Origin of the sequence: Micromonospora sp. NPDC049282, assembly GCF_043197045.1 — a bacterium.
Classification (GTDB): domain Bacteria; phylum Actinomycetota; class Actinomycetes; order Mycobacteriales; family Micromonosporaceae; genus Micromonospora.
Genome location: NZ_JBICSL010000022.1, coordinates 60246 through 76605, shown reverse-complemented (window position 1 = coordinate 76605; position 16360 = coordinate 60246). Strand labels below are relative to the sequence as shown.

The window sequence follows — 16360 nt, the reverse complement described above, 5'->3', positions numbered from 1 at the left end:
TCAAGACTGTGATTTCGATGCATTGGACGCCTGATCGAACTACTCCTAGCGTCGGTCATGTGGTAATCACGAAAACTCGGTCGCCCATCCGCTCGAACGTCGGTCTCAAGGCCGTCATGGCGGTGACGGGCATCATCCTGGTGCTGTTCCTGATCCTGCACATGCTCGGCAACCTGAAGATCTTCACGGGCGAGACCTCGTTCGACCACTACGCGCACTGGCTCCGGGACATCGGCACGCCGCTGCTGCCCACCACCTGGTTCCTGTGGATCCAGCGCGCCGTGCTCACCGTCGCGGTGCTGGCCCACATCGGCGCGGCCACCGTGCTGGCCCTGCGCGCCAGGGCCGCCCGCCCGGTGGCGTACGCGCACCGCCGGAAGATCCACGTGAACTACGCGGCCCGCACCATGCGCTGGGGTGGTGTGATCATCCTGCTGTTCGTGATCTACCACATCCTGGACCTGACCACCGGTCACCTGAACCCGCAGGGCGACCCGGCCAACCCCTACGGCAACGTGGTCGCCGACTTCGCCCCGGGGCGCTGGTACGTCACCCTCTTCTACGCGCTGGCCGTCGTGACCCTCGGCTTCCACCTGCGGCACGGCGCCTTCAGCGCGTTCCGCAGCCTCGGCCAGCAGACGCCGAAGGGTGAGCGCCGGGCCCGCGCCGCCGCGCTCGTCTTCGCCGTCGTGCTCTGCGCCGGCTACCTGCTGGTCCCGTTCGCCGTACTCACCGGATTGGTGGCCTGACATGGATCTGTACACCGAGGGCGAACCGATCGCCGACACCCGGGCCCCGGACGGCCCCGTCGAGACCCGATGGGACCGCCACCGCTTCGACATGAAGCTGGTCAACCCGGCCAACCGCCGGAAGCTGACCGTGATCGTGGTCGGCACCGGCCTGGCCGGCGGCTCCGCCGCCGCGACGCTGGGCGAGCAGGGCTACCACGTGAAGTCCTACTGCTACCAGGACAGCCCGCGCCGGGCCCACTCGATCGCCGCGCAGGGCGGCATCAACGCGGCCAAGAACTACCGCAACGACGGCGACTCGGTGCACCGCCTCTTCTACGACACGGTCAAGGGCGGCGACTTCCGGTCCCGGGAGTCGAACGTGCACCGGCTGGCCGAGGTCTCGGTCAACATCATCGACCAGTGCGTCGCCCAGGGTGTCCCGTTCGCCCGCGAGTACGGCGGCCTGCTCGACACCCGCTCCTTCGGCGGCGCCCAGGTGCAGCGGACCTTCTACGCCCGGGGCCAGACGGGGCAGCAACTGCTGCTCGGCGCGTACCAGGCGCTGGAGCGGCAGATCGGCCTGGGCAACGTGGAGATGAACGCCCGCCACGAGATGCTCGAGCTGGTGGTCGTCGACGGCCGGGCCCGCGGCATCGTGGTCCGCGACATGGTCACCGGCGAGATCAGCACCGAGATGGCCGACGCGGTGGTGCTCGCCTCCGGCGGCTACGGCAACGTCTTCTACCTCTCCACCAACGCCAAGGGGTGCAACGTCACCGCGTCCTGGCGGGCGCACCGCAAGGGCGCGTACTTCGCCAACCCCTGCTACACCCAGATCCACCCGACCTGCATCCCGGTCTCCGGCGACCACCAGTCGAAGCTGACCCTGATGAGCGAGTCGCTGCGCAACGACGGCCGGGTGTGGGTGCCGAAGGTCAAGGGCGACGACCGCAGCCCGCGCGACATCCCCGAGGACGAGCGGGACTACTACCTGGAGCGGATCTACCCCTCCTTCGGCAACCTGGTCCCGCGCGACATCGCCTCCCGCGCCGCGAAGAACGTGTGCGACGAGGGGCGCGGCGTCGGCCCGACCGGCCTCGGCGTCTACCTGGACTTCGCCGACGCGATCGGCCGGCTCGGCCGCAAGGCCATCGAGGCCAAGTACGGCAACCTCTTCGAGATGTACGAGCGGATCACCGGCGAGGACCCGTACGAGGTGCCGATGCGGATCTACCCCGCCGTGCACTACACGATGGGCGGCCTCTGGGTCGACTACGACCTCCAGTCGACCATCCCCGGCCTGTTCGTGATCGGTGAGGCCAACTTCTCCGACCACGGCGCGAACCGGCTCGGCGCCTCGGCGCTGATGCAGGGCCTGGCCGACGGCTACTTCGTGCTGCCCAGCACGCTGGCGAACTACCTGGCCGCAAACCCGTTGGAGAAGGTCGACGCCAGCCACCCGGAGGCGGTCGCGGCGCGCACCGAGGTCGAGGAGCGGCTGCGCCGGCTGCTCGCGATCAACGGCGACCGCACGGTGGACTCGTTCCACCGGGAGCTGGGCCAGATCATGTGGGAGCACTGCGGCATGGAGCGCTCCGAGGCCGGGCTGCGCAAGGCGATCGGCGAGATCCGCGACCTGCGCGAGCAGTTCTGGCAGCGGGCCCGCGTCCCGGGTGACGGCGAGGGGCTCAACCAGTCGCTGGAGAAGGCCGGCCGGGTAACCGACTTCTTCGAGCTGGCCGAGCTCATGTGCATCGACGCGCTGCACCGCGAGGAGTCCTGCGGCGGCCACTTCCGGGCCGAACACCAGACCCCCGACGGCGAGGCGGAGCGCGACGACGACCAGTTCGCGTACGTCGCCGCCTGGGAGTACGCCGACGCCGACGCCCCGGTGCTGCACAAGGAAGACCTGGTTTTCGAATACGTCCACCCCTCGCAGCGGAGCTACAAGTGAACCTGACCCTGCGCATCTGGCGCCAGTCCGGCCCCGAGGACAAGGGTCGGATGGTGACCTACCCGGTGCCGGACGTGTCGCCGGACATGTCCTTCCTGGAAATGCTCGACGTGCTCAACGAGCGGCTGATCCTCGACGGCGAGGAGCCGGTCGCGTTCGACCACGACTGCCGCGAGGGCATCTGCGGCATGTGCAGCCTCATGATCAACGGTGAGGCGCACGGCCCGCAGCGCGGCACCACCGCCTGCCAGCTGCACATGCGGCAGTTCTCCGACGGCGACACGATCGACATCGAGCCCTGGCGGGCCCGCGCCTTCCCGGTCGTCAAGGACCTGGTGGTGAACCGGAACGCCTTCGACCAGATCATCGCCGCCGGCGGCTACATCACCGCGCCGACCGGCAGCGCCCCGGAGGCGCACTCCACCCCGGTGGCCAAGGACGACGCGGACGCGGCCTTCTCCGCGGCCGCCTGCATCGCCTGCGGCGCCTGCGTGGCGGCCTGCCCGAACGGCTCCGGCATGCTGTTCACCGCCGCCAAGGTCACCCAGCTCTCGCTGCTTCCCCAGGGTCAGCCCGAGCGGTACACCCGGGTCATCGGCATGGTGGACGCGCACGACGAGGCCGGCTTCGGCGGCTGCACCAACATCGGCGAGTGCGCGTCGGCCTGCCCGAAGGGCATCCCGCTGAACACCATCGGCCGGCTCAACCGGGACTACCTCAAGGCGACGACGAAGCGCGCCGGCACCCCCGGCTCCTGAGCCCACGGCGGGCCACCCGCCGCCTTCCCCGACCGCCGCGCCCCGCAACCGCGGGCGCGGCGGTCGCCGTCGCGGGGGTATGCGCCGCGCAGCGGTCCGCCGACCCGCCGACCCTCCCCGACCACCGTCACCGTCACCGTCACCGTCACCGTCACCGTCACCGTCACCGGGTCCAGGGAAGTCGCTCTCGACTGCCTTTGGAGCTGAGTCGTTCCTGATATCGCCCGCTCACCCCGGCCCCCCGGACCCCCGGACCACCGGACCACCGGACCACCGGACCACCGGACCACCGGACCACCGGACCACCGGACCACCGGACCACCGGACCACCGGACCACCGGTCACCGGACCACCGGTCACCGGACCACCGGTCACCGACGGCCACCCCCACGCAGCCGATGCGAGCCGGGTCGGCGCATCCCCGGCGAGTCGTTCCTGATATCAGCTCGAAAGGCGGCGCCGGGAGGTGCCTCTGACACCGCGTGTCACGCCGGACACGGCCCGGTCCGACGTCTCCGGTTCAACCCGTTCCTCGCGGGTAGCAGTCCCATGGACGGCACCGAGGAGGGACATTCAGGCATGAAGGCACTCACCTGGCAAGGCAAGCGGGACGTCCGGGTCGAGGACGTCCCGGACCCCCGGATCGAGGAGCCGACCGATGCGATCGTCCGGATCACCTCGACCGCCATCTGCGGTTCCGACCTGCACCTGTACGAGGTGCTCGGCCCGTACCTCAAGCCCGGTGACGTGCTCGGGCACGAGCCGATGGGCATCGTCGAGGAGGTCGGGTCGGGGGTGACCCGGCTCAAGAAGGGCGACCGCGTGGTCGTCCCGTTCAACATCTCCTGCGGGCACTGCTGGATGTGCGAGCGGCGGCTCTACGCGCAGTGCGAGACCACGCAGGTCACCGCCGAGGGCAAGGGCGCGTCGCTGTTCGGCTACACCTCGCTCTACGGCTCGGTCCCCGGCGGCCAGGCCGAGTACCTGCGGGTTCCGCAGGCCCAGTTCGGGCCGATCAGGATCCCGCACACCGGGTCGGACGAGCGCTGGCTCTACCTCTCCGACATTCTGCCCACCGCCTGGCAGGCGGTGAAGTACGCGGACACCCCGCGCGGCGGCACGCTTGCCGTGTTCGGGCTCGGCCCGGTCGGGCAGTTCTGCGCCCGGATCGGCCGACACCTCGGTGCCGGCCGGGTGATCGGCCTGGACCTGGTGCCGGAGCGCCTCGAGATGGCTCGCCGGCACGGCATCGAGGTGCTCGACGTGAGCCAGCTCGACGACGTGCCCGGCGCGCTCATCGACCTGGTCGACGGACGCGGCCCGGACGCGGTGATCGACGCGGTGGGCATGGAGGCGCACGGCGCGCCGCTGGGCAAGGTCGCCCAGACCGCCGCCGGGCTGCTTCCGGACAAGCTCGCCCGGACCATGACCGACAAGGCCGGCGTGGACCGGCTCGTGGTGCTGCACGCCGCGCTCAAGGCGGTCCGGCGCGGCGGCACCGTGTCGATCTCCGGGGTGTACGGCGGCGAGCAGGACCCGATGCCGCTGATGGAGATGTTCGACCGGGGCATCCAGCTGCGGATGGGGCAGTGCCACGTGCGGCGGTGGGTGGACGAGATCATCCCGCTGCTGGAGGGCGACGACGACCCGCTGGGCGTCGAGGACCTGCGGACCCACCGGCTGCCGCTCGCGCAGGCGCCGCAGGCGTACGAAATGTTCCAGAAGAAGGAGGACGGCTGCGTCAAGGTCGTGCTCGCACCGTGACCCGGACGGTGGTCGTCACCGGCGCAGGCTGAGCTGAGCCTCCCCACGCCCGTCGTTTCCACGCCCGGGCGCGGGGGTGGCTACCGTGTAGTGCGGGACACGGCGGAGGGGACGAGCATGCGGGCACCAGCGGAGCGGGAACCGGGCGCGACGGGCGGCGGCCGGCGGTGGCGGATCGCCGGGCTTGCCGCCGTCGCCGGGCTGGCGTGGGTCGCGCGGGACGTGCCGGCCCAGCTCGGCGGGCGGCTCACCGGCGCGCGGGCGGAACGGGCGGCCCGGTCGCCGCGGTTCCGCGACGGCACGTTCCACAACCCGACCGGCACCGGCGCCACCATGGTCGCCGACCCGGGCCGCAACCTGGTCCGGGAGCTGGTCTTCGGCAAGCAGAAGCGGCGACCGGGCAGCGCGGTGCCGCTGCTGCGCCCGGCCGACGCGCCGCCGGCCGACCCGGCCCGCGAGCTGAACGTGATCTGGTACGGCCACGCCTCCACGCTGGTGGAGATCGAGGGGCACCGGGTGCTGCTCGACCCGGTGTGGAGCGACAGGTGCTCGCCGTCGGCGCTGGTCGGCCCACGACGCATCCACGAGCCGCCGGTCCGCCTGGACGAGCTGCCCCGCCTCGACGCCATCCTCATCTCGCACGACCACTACGACCACCTGGACATGGCGACGGTCCAAGGGCTCCTCGCGCACCAGTCCGCGCCGTTCGTGGTGCCACTCGGCGTCGGCGCCCACCTCGACCGGTGGGGGGTGCCGGCGGACCGCGTCGTGGAGCTGGACTGGTCGGAGAGCCACCGGGTCGGCGGGTTGACCCTCACCGCCACCGCCGCGCAGCACTTCTCCGGGCGCGGGCTGCGCCGCGACGGCACGCTCTGGAGCTCCTGGGTGGTGGCCGGCGCGACGCGCAAGGTCTTCTACACCGGCGACTCCGGCTACTTCGACGGCTACGCCGGCATCGGCGCCGAGCACGGCCCGTTCGACGTCACGCTCATGCAGATCGGCGCGTACGACCGGGCCTGGCCGAACATCCACATGTTCCCGGAGGAGGCGGTCGCCGCCCACCTCGACGTCCGCGGCGAGCTGCTGGTGCCGGTGCACTGGGGCACGTTCAACCTGGCCCTGCACGACTGGTCCGAGCCGGTGGACCGGCTCTGGGCCGAGGCGAAGGCCCGCGACGTCCGGCTCGCCGTGCCGTGCCCCGGTGAGCGGGTGGTGGTCGACGAGCCGCCGGCGGTGGACGGTTGGTGGCAGGCGGTCGCCTGATCGGCGTCAGAGCACGAACGCGTCCGTCCACAGCGCCCCCGAGCGCCCGGACAGGGCGTCCAGCATCGCCACCGCCTGACCGTCGGTGAGCTGGGCGACGAAGTCGACGATGGCCCGGCCCCGGGCCCGACCGATCCGGTCCGGGGTACGCGGGTGCAGCTCCGCCTCGGCCAGCTCGACCAGATCGTGCAGTCGCCGGGGCAGCCGGGACTCCTCCTCCGGATCCAGCAGCCACTCCCAGAGCGCCTCCACCAGGGTGTCCAGCAACCGCGCCTGGCCGCGCTGGTGCAGCGCCAGGTCGGGGCGGGCGAGCACGAACCGGTGGTGCACGAACTTGAGCACCTGCACCTCGTGCCACTGCGCCTTGCCGAGCTGCACGTATCCGGAGCGCACGTCCGGCTCCGGGGTCACCGTGATGGCGTCCACGAAGCGGGTGGACCAGCGGGCGGAGAACCGGGCGACGTACTGCTCGGCCTCGATCGAGCCGTCGAAGGGCAACGCCAGCAGCCCCTCCACCAACTCCTCGCGGACGTGCTCGACCGCCGCGGCGAACGCCTCGTCGTCGGCGATCCAGCCGTCCTTGCGGTGCACCTGACGGCGCAGCCGTTCGATCGCCGCGCCGGGCCGCCGGCCCGCCGTGTCCAGCGCCGAGGCGGTGATCGAGCGCAGGTGCCCACTCTCGCGCTGCCAGGCCATCAACTCGGCCGCCACGGCGCCCTGCTGCAACACCCCGACGCGATAGAAGTCCTCCACGTCGTGGATGGCGTACGCGATGTCGTCGGCGGTGTCCATCACGGACGCCTCCGGCGTCTGCTGCCAGTCCGGGATGCGCCCGGCGAACGGCTCCCGGGCCTGCCGCAGGTCGTCCACCTCGGTCCGGTAGGCGCCGAACTTCACCGACCCGCTCTCCGGGTCGTCCGGCGGTGCCGCCGCGCCCCGCGGCGCCGGGTCGAGGTGCCGCGGGTGCGGGTCCGGATGGTCCAGCCGGGTCCACGGATACTTGAGCATCGCCGCCCGGACCGCCGCGGTCAGGTCCAGCCCGGTGGTCGCCGCGCCGCGGATCTCGGTGCTGGTGACGATCCGGTACGACTGGGCGTTGCCCTCGAAGCCGTCCGGCAGCCCGAGCCGCTGCCGGGCCAGCCGGTCGAGGACCCGCTCCCCCAGGTGCCCGAACGGCGGGTGCCCGAGGTCGTGGGCGAGCGCGGCGGCCTCCACCACGTCCGGGTCGCAGCCGCCCAGCTTCTCCAGCAGGTCCCGGTGGGTCGGGTCGGCGGTCAGCCGCTCGGCGATCGCCCGGGCCACCTGGGCCACCTTCAGGCTGTGGGTGAGCCGGTTGTGCACCAGCAGTCCCGACCCGCCCGGACTGATCACCTGGGTGACGCCGTTCAGCCGGGCGAAGAACGGCGACGAGACGATCCGGTCCCGGTCGGCCCGGAACGGGCCGGCGGCCAGGTCGCCGAGTGCCCGGGCGCTGCCCCCGAAGAGCCGCCGGGCCCGCGGATCCGCAGGTGCTTCCATGATCGCCACGCTAGCGCAGCCGGCGACCCACGGCGCCGGGTGTGCCTAGAGCCGCTCCACCACCGGGCCGGAGCACCGGTTGCGGGAGTCGAAGACGTAGCGGGCCCGGCGGGAGACCATCTCGTAGTCGAAGACGTCGTGGTCGGTCGTGACGATCACCGCGTCGGCGGCGTCGACCTCCTGCTCGGTCAACGGCACGACAAGCACGCCGCCCGGGATCTGGTGCGGCTCGGCGTGCGGTTCGGCGACCCGGACGTCCGCGCCGAGCTCGCACAGCCGCCGGGCGACGTCGACGGCCGGCGAGTCCCGCATGTCGCCGGTGTTCTTCTTGTACGCGAGGCCGAGCATCAGCAGCCGGGCGCCGTTGACGGCCCGGCCGGTGCGGTTCAGGCCGGCCATGACCCGCTGCGCCACGTGCTCGGGCATCTCGTGGTTCACGTCGTTCGCCAGCTCGATGAACCGGAACTGGCGGCCCAGTCGCCGCTTCACCTGCCAGGACAGGTAGCAGGGGTCGATCGGCAGGCAGTGGCCGCCGACGCCGGGTCCGGGCCGGAACGGCATGAACCCGAACGGCTTGGTCTCGGCCGCGTCGATCGCCTGCCAGACGTCGATGCCGAGGTGGTGGGAGAGCATCGTCAGCTCGTTGATCAGTCCGAGGTTCACCTGGCGGAACGTGTTCTCGATCAGCTTGGTCAGCTCGGCGACCCGGGTCGAGGAGACCGGCACGGTCCGGGCCACGACCCGGCGGTAGAACCCGTCCACCCGCTCCAGCGACGGCGCGTCCACGCCGGAGACCACCTTCGGCGTGTTCTCCAACCGCCAGGTCGGGTTGCCGGGGTCGATGCGCTCCGGGCTGTACCCGAGGTGGAAGTCGCCCGGGGCGCGCAACCCGCTGGCCGACTCGAGGAGCGGACACAGCAGCTCCTCGGTCGTGCCCGGGTAGGTCGTCGACTCGAGCACCACGGTGCAGCCGGGTCGCACGTACGGGCCGATGCCGCGTCCGGCCTGCTCCACGTAGCTCAGGTCCGGCGTGCCGTCGCGTAGCGGGGTCGGCACCGTGATCACACAGACGTCGAAGTCCCTCGCGTCGGCGTACTCGGTGCTGGGGCGGTAGCGGCCGCTGCCGAGGGCCCGTCCGAGCCGGTCGGCCGGAATGTCCTCCACGAAGGACTCGCCGGAGGCGAGCCGCTTGACCCGGTCGGCGTCCACGTCCAGGCCCACCACGTCGAAGCCGGCTTCGACGGCGCGCATCGCCAGCGGAAGACCGACGTATCCCTGGCCGATGACGACCACTTTCTCAGCACCCACCTGGTTCTCCCGACCGGAGTAGAAATACCTGGTCGGAGGCTAGAGCGGCTGCTGGTGATGTAAGGGCACTTTCGTGATATCCGTCGGATTTCGTACCGGCCGAGGCGCGCCGGGCTGCGACGCGCCGAGCACCGGCGGGCAGAATGCACGGCGAACCCACCCGAGAAGGCGGATCAAGATCGTGACTCAGTCTGTGCACCAGCGGATCGCCGAGGAGCTCGGTGTCGCCGAGCGTCAGGTCCGGGCAGCCGTCGAGCTGCTCGACGGCGGCGCCACCGTGCCGTTCATCGCCCGCTACCGCAAGGAGGCCACCGGCACCCTCGACGACGCGCAGCTGCGCACGCTGGAGGAGCGGCTGCGCTACCTGCGGGAGCTGGACGAGCGGCGGGCCGCGGTGCTGGAGTCGATCCGGAGCCAGGGCAAGCTCGACGAGGCGCTGGAGGCGCAGATCCTCGCGGCCGACTCCAAGTCCCGCCTGGAGGACATCTACCTGCCCTACAAGCCCAAGCGGCGGACCCGCGCGCAGATCGCCCGCGAAGCCGGGCTGGAGCCGCTGGCCGACACGCTGCTCGCCGACCCGACGCAGGACCCGCGCGCCACCGCGGCCGGCTTCGTCGACGCGGACAAGGGCGTGGCGGACACGGCCGCCGCGCTGGACGGGGCGCGGGCCGTCCTGATCGAACGCTTCGCCGAGGACGCCGACCTGATCGGCACGCTGCGCGAGCAGATGTGGTCCCGGGGCCGGCTGGTCTCCCGGGTACGCGAGGGCCAGGAGTCCGCCGGCGCCAAGTTCGCCGACTACTTTGACTTCGCCGAGCCGTACCCGAAGCTCCCCTCGCACCGGATCCTCGCCATGTTCCGGGGCGAGAAGGAAGGTGCGCTGGAGCTGACCATGGACCCGGAGGCCGAGGGTGACGCCGGCGCGGCGACCGGGCCCAGCCGCTACGAGGCCGCCGTGGCCGGCCGGTTCGGCATCGCCGACCGGGGACGGCCCGCCGACCGGTGGCTGGCCGACACGGTGCGCTGGGCCTGGCGTACCCGGATCCTCATCCACCTCGGCGCGGACCTGCGGATGCGACTCTGGCAGGCGGCCGAGGAGGAGGCCGTGCGGGTCTTCGCCACGAACCTGCGCGACCTGCTGCTCGCCGCGCCCGCCGGCGCGCGTCCCACCATGGGTCTCGACCCGGGTCTGCGGACCGGGGTCAAGGTGGCGGTGGTCGACGCCACCGGCAAGGTGGTCGCCACCGACACCATCTATCCGCACGAGCCGCGCCGGCAGTGGGACGCGTCGCTGCACACCCTCGCCACGCTGGCCGCGGCGCACGGCGTGGAGCTGGTCGCGATCGGCAACGGCACCGCCAGCCGGGAGACCGACAAGCTGGCCGGTGACCTGATGAAGCAGCACCCCGAGCTGAAGCTGACCAAGGTGGTGGTCTCCGAGGCCGGGGCGTCGGTCTACTCCGCGTCCGCGTACGCCTCGCAGGAACTGCCCGGCCTCGACGTCTCGCTGCGCGGCGCGGTCTCGATCGCCCGCCGCCTCCAGGACCCCCTCGCCGAGCTGGTGAAGATCGACCCGCGGTCGATCGGCGTCGGGCAGTACCAGCACGACCTGTCCGAGGTGAAGTTGTCCCGCTCCCTCGACGCCGTGGTCGAGGACTGCGTGAACGCGGTCGGCGTGGACGTCAACACCGCCTCCGCGCCGCTGCTCACCCGGGTCTCCGGCATCGGCGCCGGCCTGGCCGAGAACATCGTGCTGCACCGCGACGCCAACGGGCCGTTCCGCACCCGGGTCGAGTTGCGGAAGGTGGCGCGGCTCGGGCCGAAGGCGTTCGAGCAGTGCGCCGGCTTCCTGCGCATCCCCGGCGGTGACGACCCGCTCGACTCGTCAAGCGTGCACCCCGAGGCGTACCCGGTGGTGCGCCGCATCCTCGCCACCACCGGGCAGGACCTGCGAGCGCTGATCGGGCGCTCGGCCATCCTGCGCGGCCTGCGGGCCACCGACTTCGTCGACGACACGTTCGGCCTGCCCACCGTCACCGACATCCTGGCGGAGCTGGAAAAGCCCGGGCGTGACCCGCGACCGGAGTTCCGCACCGCGACGTTCGTCGAGGGTGTGGAGAAGATCGGTGACCTGACGCCGGGAATGGTGCTGGAGGGCGTGGTCACCAACGTGGCCGCGTTCGGCGCGTTCGTCGACGTCGGGGTGCACCAGGACGGCCTGGTGCACGTCTCGGCGATGTCGCACACGTTCGTCAAGGACCCGCGCGACGTGGTGAAGTCCGGCGACGTGGTGAAGGTGCGGGTGCTCGACGTGGACGTGCCGCGCAAGCGGATCTCGTTGACGCTGCGGCTGGACGACGAGGCGCCGGCGGGCGGCGGCCGTCCCGCCGGCGGTGGCCCGGGCGGAGACGGACGGCGGGACCGCGACGGCCGGGGCGGTCCGGGCGGCGGGCAGCGCGGCCAGGGCGGCGGTGGCCGGCGCGGCGACGGGGGTCAACGCGGTGGGCAGCCGGCCGACGGCGGTGGCCGTCGTGGCCAGGGCGGTGGCGGCCAGGGCGAGCGGGGTGGCGCGCGTGGTGGCCAGTCACCGCGGCAGGGGCGGAGCGGCGGTTCGGCGGCGCCGGCCAACGACGCCATGGCGGATGCGCTGCGCCGCGCCGGCCTGGCCTGACAGGGCGGCGAACCGGTCGGGTTGGGGTCACCGGCGACTCAGCTCGACCGGACCGCCGGAGCCGCCCCCGCGGAACGGCGCGAACCGACGGGCGGGAGAGCGGGCGGGCCCGCGCGCGTCGGCGTACCCTCGCGCTCGTGGCCGGGGACGACGAACGGTGGCGGGAACGGCAACGCCACGCGGTGCGGGCGCACGCGGAGGCCGACGCCCGGGAACGCGCCGCGGAGCAGGCGGAGGCGGCGGAGCTGGTGGCTCGGTTCGCGGCCGAGGCGTCGCGGCGCGGGCTGCGTGTCACCCGGCTGGCCGCGACCGGCCACGACGGGCGCGGCCGCTACCGCACCCGGCTCACCGGTTGGTACGTGGACCGGGCGCACAGCCGGGCGGTGGACACCGAGGGGCGCTTCTATCTGCTGACCGTGCCGCCGGGCCTGCGGTCCCGGCTGCTCGGCGCCGAGCCGCGGCCCAGCGCGCCGCCGCTGGTGGTCGGGCGGGGCGGCCGCGACGGTGAGTCGGTGCCGCTGGCGGCGCTGCTCAGCCGGCGTCTCGACGCGGGCGACGACTGGCCCTGACCGACGCCGGAGCACGGTCCGACCGCTGCCGCCGCGGCAGGCTACCACCACCGGCGTCCGCTGCCGCGACACCGCACGTGCTCCGTCTCGTTAGCCCCGGTGAGGACCGGAGCGAGCAGACGGGAGCACCAGGTGAGCTTTTCCTGTGGTCGGGATCCGGTACGGCGATGAGCGGGCGAATCTGGCTCTCCCCACCGGACGTCGGGCCGCTGGAGGAGTCCTACCTGCTGGCGGCGCTGCGGTCGGGCTGGGTGGCGCCGCTCGGCCCGGAGGTCGACGCCTTCGAGCGGGACGTCGCACACCGGGTCGGTGTGGCGAACGCGGTCGCGCTCGCCTCCGGCACGGCCGGCCTGCACCTCGCCCTGTTGGCGCTGGGCGCCGGGCCGGGGCAGGTGGTGGTCGTGCCGACGCTGACGTTCGTGGCCACCGCGAACGCCGTGGTCTACACCGGCGCCGAGCCGGTCTTCGTGGACTGCGACCCGGCGACCGGCAACCTGGACCCGGCGTTGCTGCGCCAGCTCCTGGCCGAGCTGGACCGGGAGGGTCGGGCGGTGGCCGCGGTCGTGCCGGTGGACATGTTCGGCTCCTGCGCCGACTACGACCGGATCCTGCCGGTGTGCGCGGAGTTCGGAGTGCCGGTGGTGGAGGACGCGGCCGAGGCGCTGGGGTCCGGGCGGGGTGGACGGGCCGCCGGCTCCTTCGGCCGGGCCGGGGTGCTCTCCTTCAACGGCAACAAGATCATCACGACGTCCGGCGGTGGGATGATCGTCTCCGACGACGCCGAGCTGGTCGCCCGCTGCCGACACCTCGCCACCCAGGCCCGTCAGCCCGCCGTCCACTACGAGCACGCCGAGGTCGGTTACAACTACCGGCTCAGCAACCTGCTCGCCGCGATCGGCCGGGCCCAGCTGCACCGGCTGGACATGATGATCGACCGGCGGCGCCGGCTGCGGGAGAAGTACGCCAAGCTGTTCGCCACGCGACCCGGCGTCCGGCTGCTCGCCGACGACGACGCCGGCGCCAACTGCTGGCTCACGGTCGTGGTGGTCGATCCGGGCGCCGCCGGTTGGCGGGCCGGTGACCTGGCGGAACACCTGGCCGGCCGCGACATCGAGACGCGGCCGGTGTGGAAGCCGATGCACCGCCAACCGGTGTACGCCTGCGCCCGGGCCCTGCTCAGCGGGGCGGCCGACCAACTCTTCGCCGACGGCCTCGCGCTGCCGAGCGGCTCCGGCATGGCCGAGAGCCAGATCGCCCGGACGCTGGAGACGATCGACGCGTTCGTGGAGGCGAGGTGAGCAGCGCCGCCGTGGGCGGGAGGGTCCGGTTGGAGATCTGGGACGCCCGCGACCCGGCCGACGCGGCCCGCTGGTGCGCTGCTCACCACCACTGGGCGCACCGCGAGGTCTTCGCCCATCCGGCGTACGTGCGGCTGTTCGCCGGCCCCGGAGAGCAGCCGCTCGCCGCGTACGCCCGCACCGAACGCGGCTTCGTGCTCTACCCGTTCGTGCTCCGGCCGGTGGACGCGCCGCACCTGCGCGAGGCGGGTGGCGCGTGGACGGACCTCACCAGCCCGTACGGCTACGGCGGCGCGTTCGCGTCCGAGGTCAGCGACGTCGAGGCCAAGGAGTTCTGGGCGGCCTTCGACGATTTCTGCGCCGGCCGCCGGGTGGTCTCGGAGTTCACCCGACTCTCGCTCTTCCCGGAGCAGCGGCTGACCCCGGCGGGCCGGGTCGAGGCGCGCCAGACGAACGTGCGGCGTGACCTGCGGACGCCGCCGGCCGAGATGTGGCGCGAGTTCGACCACAAGGTGCGCAAGAACGTCAACAAGGCGCGGCGCAGCGGCGTGACGGTCGAGGTGGACCTGGACGGAGCCGGGCTCGACGACTTCCTGCGGATCTACGAGGCGACCATGGACCGCCGGTCGGCCGCGGCCGGCTTCTACTTCCCGCGCCGGTTCTTCGAGACGATCGTCGACGAGATGCCCGGCCAGTTCGCCTTCTTCCACGCCCGGCACGGGGGCAGGGTGGTCTCCACCGAGCTGGTGCTGACGTCCGGCGACGTCCTCTACTCCTATCTCGGCGGGACCGACCGGGACGCCTTCGACCTGCGTCCGAACGACCTGCTGAAGGTCGAGATCTGCCGGTGGGGCCAGGAGCGGGGGAAGAGCTGGTTCGTGCTGGGCGGCGGCTACCGGCCGGACGACGGCATCTTCCGCTACAAGCGGGCCTTCGCGCCCGGCGGTCAGACGCCGTTCGAGGTGGGCACGCGGGTGCTCGACCGCGAGGCGTACCGGCGGCTCGAACAGGCGCACCTGCGGGAGGGCCGCCGCCGGGACCCGGCCTGGGAGCCGGCGGGCGACTTCTTCCCGGCCTACCGGGCCGCGCTGCCCGGGTGACGCTGCCGGAGCTGACCACCAAGCCAGACGATCCATCACTTTTGCCGGCTTCATCCGTTTACCTTCTCGGACGAAGTCAACGGTGATGCCCCTCGTCAGGACGCTCGGCGCGAGCGGCATCGGATGCGGAGCGCGCGATGCGAGTGGTGGTGACCAGCGAATCCCGGTTCGCCAGGACCAGCGACGGCGCGATCTGGACGGTGCACGGCCCCGGCGCCACGTTCTTCGCGCGCTACCTCGCCGCCTTCGACGAGGTACGGGTGGTGGCCCGGGTGGCCGACGTGGCCGCGCCGCCACCGGAGGCCGTCCGGGTGGACGCCGACGCCATCTCGGTGTGGCCGGCCCCCCACTACGTCGGCCCGGCGCAGTACCTGCTGCGACGCCGCGCGGTGGTGGCCAGCGTGCGGGCGTCGGCCGGCGACCGCGACGCGGTGATCCTGCGGGCGCCCACGGTCTTCGGCGCGTCGCTGGCACAGCGGTGCCTGCGCCACGGCCGGCCGTACGCCCTCGAGGTGGTCAGCGATCCGTACGACGTCTTCGCCCCCGGGGCGGTACGCCATCCGGCACGTCCCTTCCTGCGGACCCGCGAGACGGCCCGGCTGCGGACACTCTGCCGGCACGCCGCGGCGGTCGCCTACGTCACCGAACACCAACTCCAACGGCGCTATCCACCCGGACCACGCAGCCGCAGCACCTTCTACTCCAGCATCCACCTGCCGCCGGCCGCGTTCGTGGCCGAGCCGCGGCCGGTCCGCCGGGACGCCGGCGCTCCCCTGCTGGTCTCCGTCGGCGCGCTGGAACAGCCCTACAAGGGCATCGACACGCTGCTGCACGCCGTCGCCCGGCTCGGCCCCGCCCTCCCGGTCCGGCTCATCCACGTCGGGGACGGCCGGTGCCGCTCCGACCTGGAACGCCTCTGCCGGCGGCTCGGCCTGACCGAGCGGGTCACCTTCGCGGGCACGCTGCCGGCCGGGCCGGCGGTGCGGCACCAGCTCGACCGGGCGGACCTGTTCGTCATGCCCTCGCGCACCGAAGGGCTGCCGAAGGCGCTGATCGAGGCGATGGCGCGGGGCCTGCCGGCGATCGGCACCACGGTCGGCGGCATCCCGGAGCTGCTGGCAGCCGAGGACCTGGTGCCACCGGACGACCCGGACCGGCTGGCCGGGGCGCTGCGGGCGATGCTCTCCGACCCGGACCGGATGGCGCGGGCCGGCGCCCGCAACCACGCCCGGGCCGGCGGCTTCGACGAGCGGGCGCTGGCCGGGCGGCGGGCGGATTTCTACCGCTGGGTACGCGAGGCGGCGGAGCGACCGTCCGACGCCACGCCGCGTCCGCAGCGGCGGGAGCCGGTGGACGAGCGCCGGCCGGTGCGCGAGACCGCACCCAGCCAGCTACCGACCAGACCGCCGCGGACCCTGCCCTGACC

12 protein-coding genes are annotated in these 16360 nt (G+C 72.9%); 10 read left to right on the top strand and 2 right to left on the bottom strand.

Annotated elements, in window-relative coordinates; all coding sequences use genetic code 11:
* Positions 1-17 precede the first annotated feature (17 nt).
* The 5 genes from ACGFI2_RS27170 to ACGFI2_RS27150 all read left to right on the top strand — a co-directional run bounded on the left by ACGFI2_RS27170 (position 18) and on the right by ACGFI2_RS27150 (position 6470).
* The gene (locus tag ACGFI2_RS27170; RefSeq protein WP_393522037.1) at positions 18-749 is read left to right on the top strand and encodes a succinate dehydrogenase cytochrome b subunit; all 732 of its coding nucleotides are present in this window, start codon (positions 18-20) and stop codon (positions 747-749) included.
* Between the two features lies 1 nt (position 750).
* Entirely contained in the window at positions 751-2685 is a 1935-nt protein-coding gene (locus ACGFI2_RS27165) for a fumarate reductase/succinate dehydrogenase flavoprotein subunit (protein ID WP_393522035.1), read from the top strand.
* Positions 2682-3443, top strand: a complete 762-nt coding sequence (locus ACGFI2_RS27160) for a succinate dehydrogenase/fumarate reductase iron-sulfur subunit (protein WP_393522033.1) — start codon at positions 2682-2684, stop codon at positions 3441-3443. Before ACGFI2_RS27165 ends, ACGFI2_RS27160 begins: the two co-directional genes overlap by 4 nt.
* A gap of 579 nt (positions 3444-4022) precedes the next feature.
* Positions 4023-5207 (top strand): zinc-dependent alcohol dehydrogenase, encoded by a 1185-nt coding sequence (locus ACGFI2_RS27155; protein WP_393522031.1) that lies wholly within the window; start codon positions 4023-4025, stop codon positions 5205-5207.
* Between the two features lie 117 nt (positions 5208-5324).
* Positions 5325-6470 (top strand): MBL fold metallo-hydrolase, encoded by a 1146-nt coding sequence (locus ACGFI2_RS27150; RefSeq protein ID WP_393522029.1) that lies wholly within the window; start codon positions 5325-5327, stop codon positions 6468-6470.
* Positions 6471-6476: 6 nt separating this feature from the next.
* Here ACGFI2_RS27150 and ACGFI2_RS27145 read toward each other — a convergent pair whose 3' ends face one another.
* Both ACGFI2_RS27145 and ACGFI2_RS27140 read right to left on the bottom strand, forming a co-directional pair.
* On the bottom strand, positions 6477-7988 hold the full coding sequence (locus ACGFI2_RS27145) for a deoxyguanosinetriphosphate triphosphohydrolase family protein (RefSeq protein WP_393522027.1): 1512 nt from the start codon (positions 7986-7988) through the stop codon (positions 6477-6479).
* A gap of 45 nt (positions 7989-8033) precedes the next feature.
* Positions 8034-9296, bottom strand: a complete 1263-nt coding sequence (locus ACGFI2_RS27140; RefSeq protein ID WP_393522025.1) for a nucleotide sugar dehydrogenase — start codon at positions 9294-9296, stop codon at positions 8034-8036.
* A gap of 181 nt (positions 9297-9477) precedes the next feature.
* Between ACGFI2_RS27140 and ACGFI2_RS27135 the strand changes: the two genes are divergently transcribed.
* The 5 genes from ACGFI2_RS27135 (at position 9478) to ACGFI2_RS27115 (ending at position 16358) form a co-directional block, all read left to right on the top strand.
* Complete coding sequence (locus tag ACGFI2_RS27135) at positions 9478-11967, top strand: Tex family protein (RefSeq protein WP_393522024.1); 2490 nt, start codon at positions 9478-9480, stop codon at positions 11965-11967.
* 137 nt (positions 11968-12104) lie between these two features.
* Positions 12105-12536: a hypothetical protein gene (locus ACGFI2_RS27130; RefSeq protein ID WP_393522022.1), complete on the top strand. Its 432-nt coding sequence runs from the start codon at positions 12105-12107 to the stop codon at positions 12534-12536.
* Between the two features lie 167 nt (positions 12537-12703).
* Positions 12704-13834 carry an aminotransferase class I/II-fold pyridoxal phosphate-dependent enzyme gene (locus ACGFI2_RS27125; RefSeq protein ID WP_393522020.1) on the top strand — a complete coding sequence of 377 codons (1131 nt, stop codon included), beginning with the start codon at positions 12704-12706 and terminating at the stop codon, positions 13832-13834.
* Positions 13831-14934, top strand: coding sequence for a lipid II:glycine glycyltransferase FemX (locus ACGFI2_RS27120; RefSeq protein ID WP_393522018.1), 1104 nt, complete (start codon positions 13831-13833; stop codon positions 14932-14934). The genes ACGFI2_RS27125 and ACGFI2_RS27120 overlap by 4 nt, the downstream gene beginning before the upstream one ends.
* A gap of 137 nt (positions 14935-15071) precedes the next feature.
* Positions 15072-16358, top strand: coding sequence for a glycosyltransferase (locus tag ACGFI2_RS27115; protein ID WP_393522017.1), 1287 nt, complete (start codon positions 15072-15074; stop codon positions 16356-16358).
* The last annotated feature ends 2 nt before the right edge of the window (positions 16359-16360 follow it).

Excerpts from the sequence above, each read along its gene's own strand:
- ACGFI2_RS27170 (WP_393522037.1), top strand. The coding sequence starts at position 18 with ATGCATTGGACGCCTGATCGAACTACTCCTAGCGTCGGTCATGTGGTA.
- ACGFI2_RS27165 (WP_393522035.1), top strand. The coding sequence starts at position 751 with ATGGATCTGTACACCGAGGGCGAACCGATCGCCGACACCCGGGCCCCG.
- ACGFI2_RS27155 (WP_393522031.1), top strand. The coding sequence starts at position 4,023 with ATGAAGGCACTCACCTGGCAAGGCAAGCGGGACGTCCGGGTCGAGGAC.
- ACGFI2_RS27150 (WP_393522029.1), top strand. The coding sequence starts at position 5,325 with ATGCGGGCACCAGCGGAGCGGGAACCGGGCGCGACGGGCGGCGGCCGG.
- ACGFI2_RS27145 (WP_393522027.1), bottom strand. The coding sequence starts at position 7,988 with ATGGAAGCACCTGCGGATCCGCGGGCCCGGCGGCTCTTCGGGGGCAGC.
- ACGFI2_RS27125 (WP_393522020.1), top strand. The coding sequence starts at position 12,704 with ATGAGCGGGCGAATCTGGCTCTCCCCACCGGACGTCGGGCCGCTGGAG.
- ACGFI2_RS27115 (WP_393522017.1), top strand. The coding sequence starts at position 15,072 with ATGCGAGTGGTGGTGACCAGCGAATCCCGGTTCGCCAGGACCAGCGAC.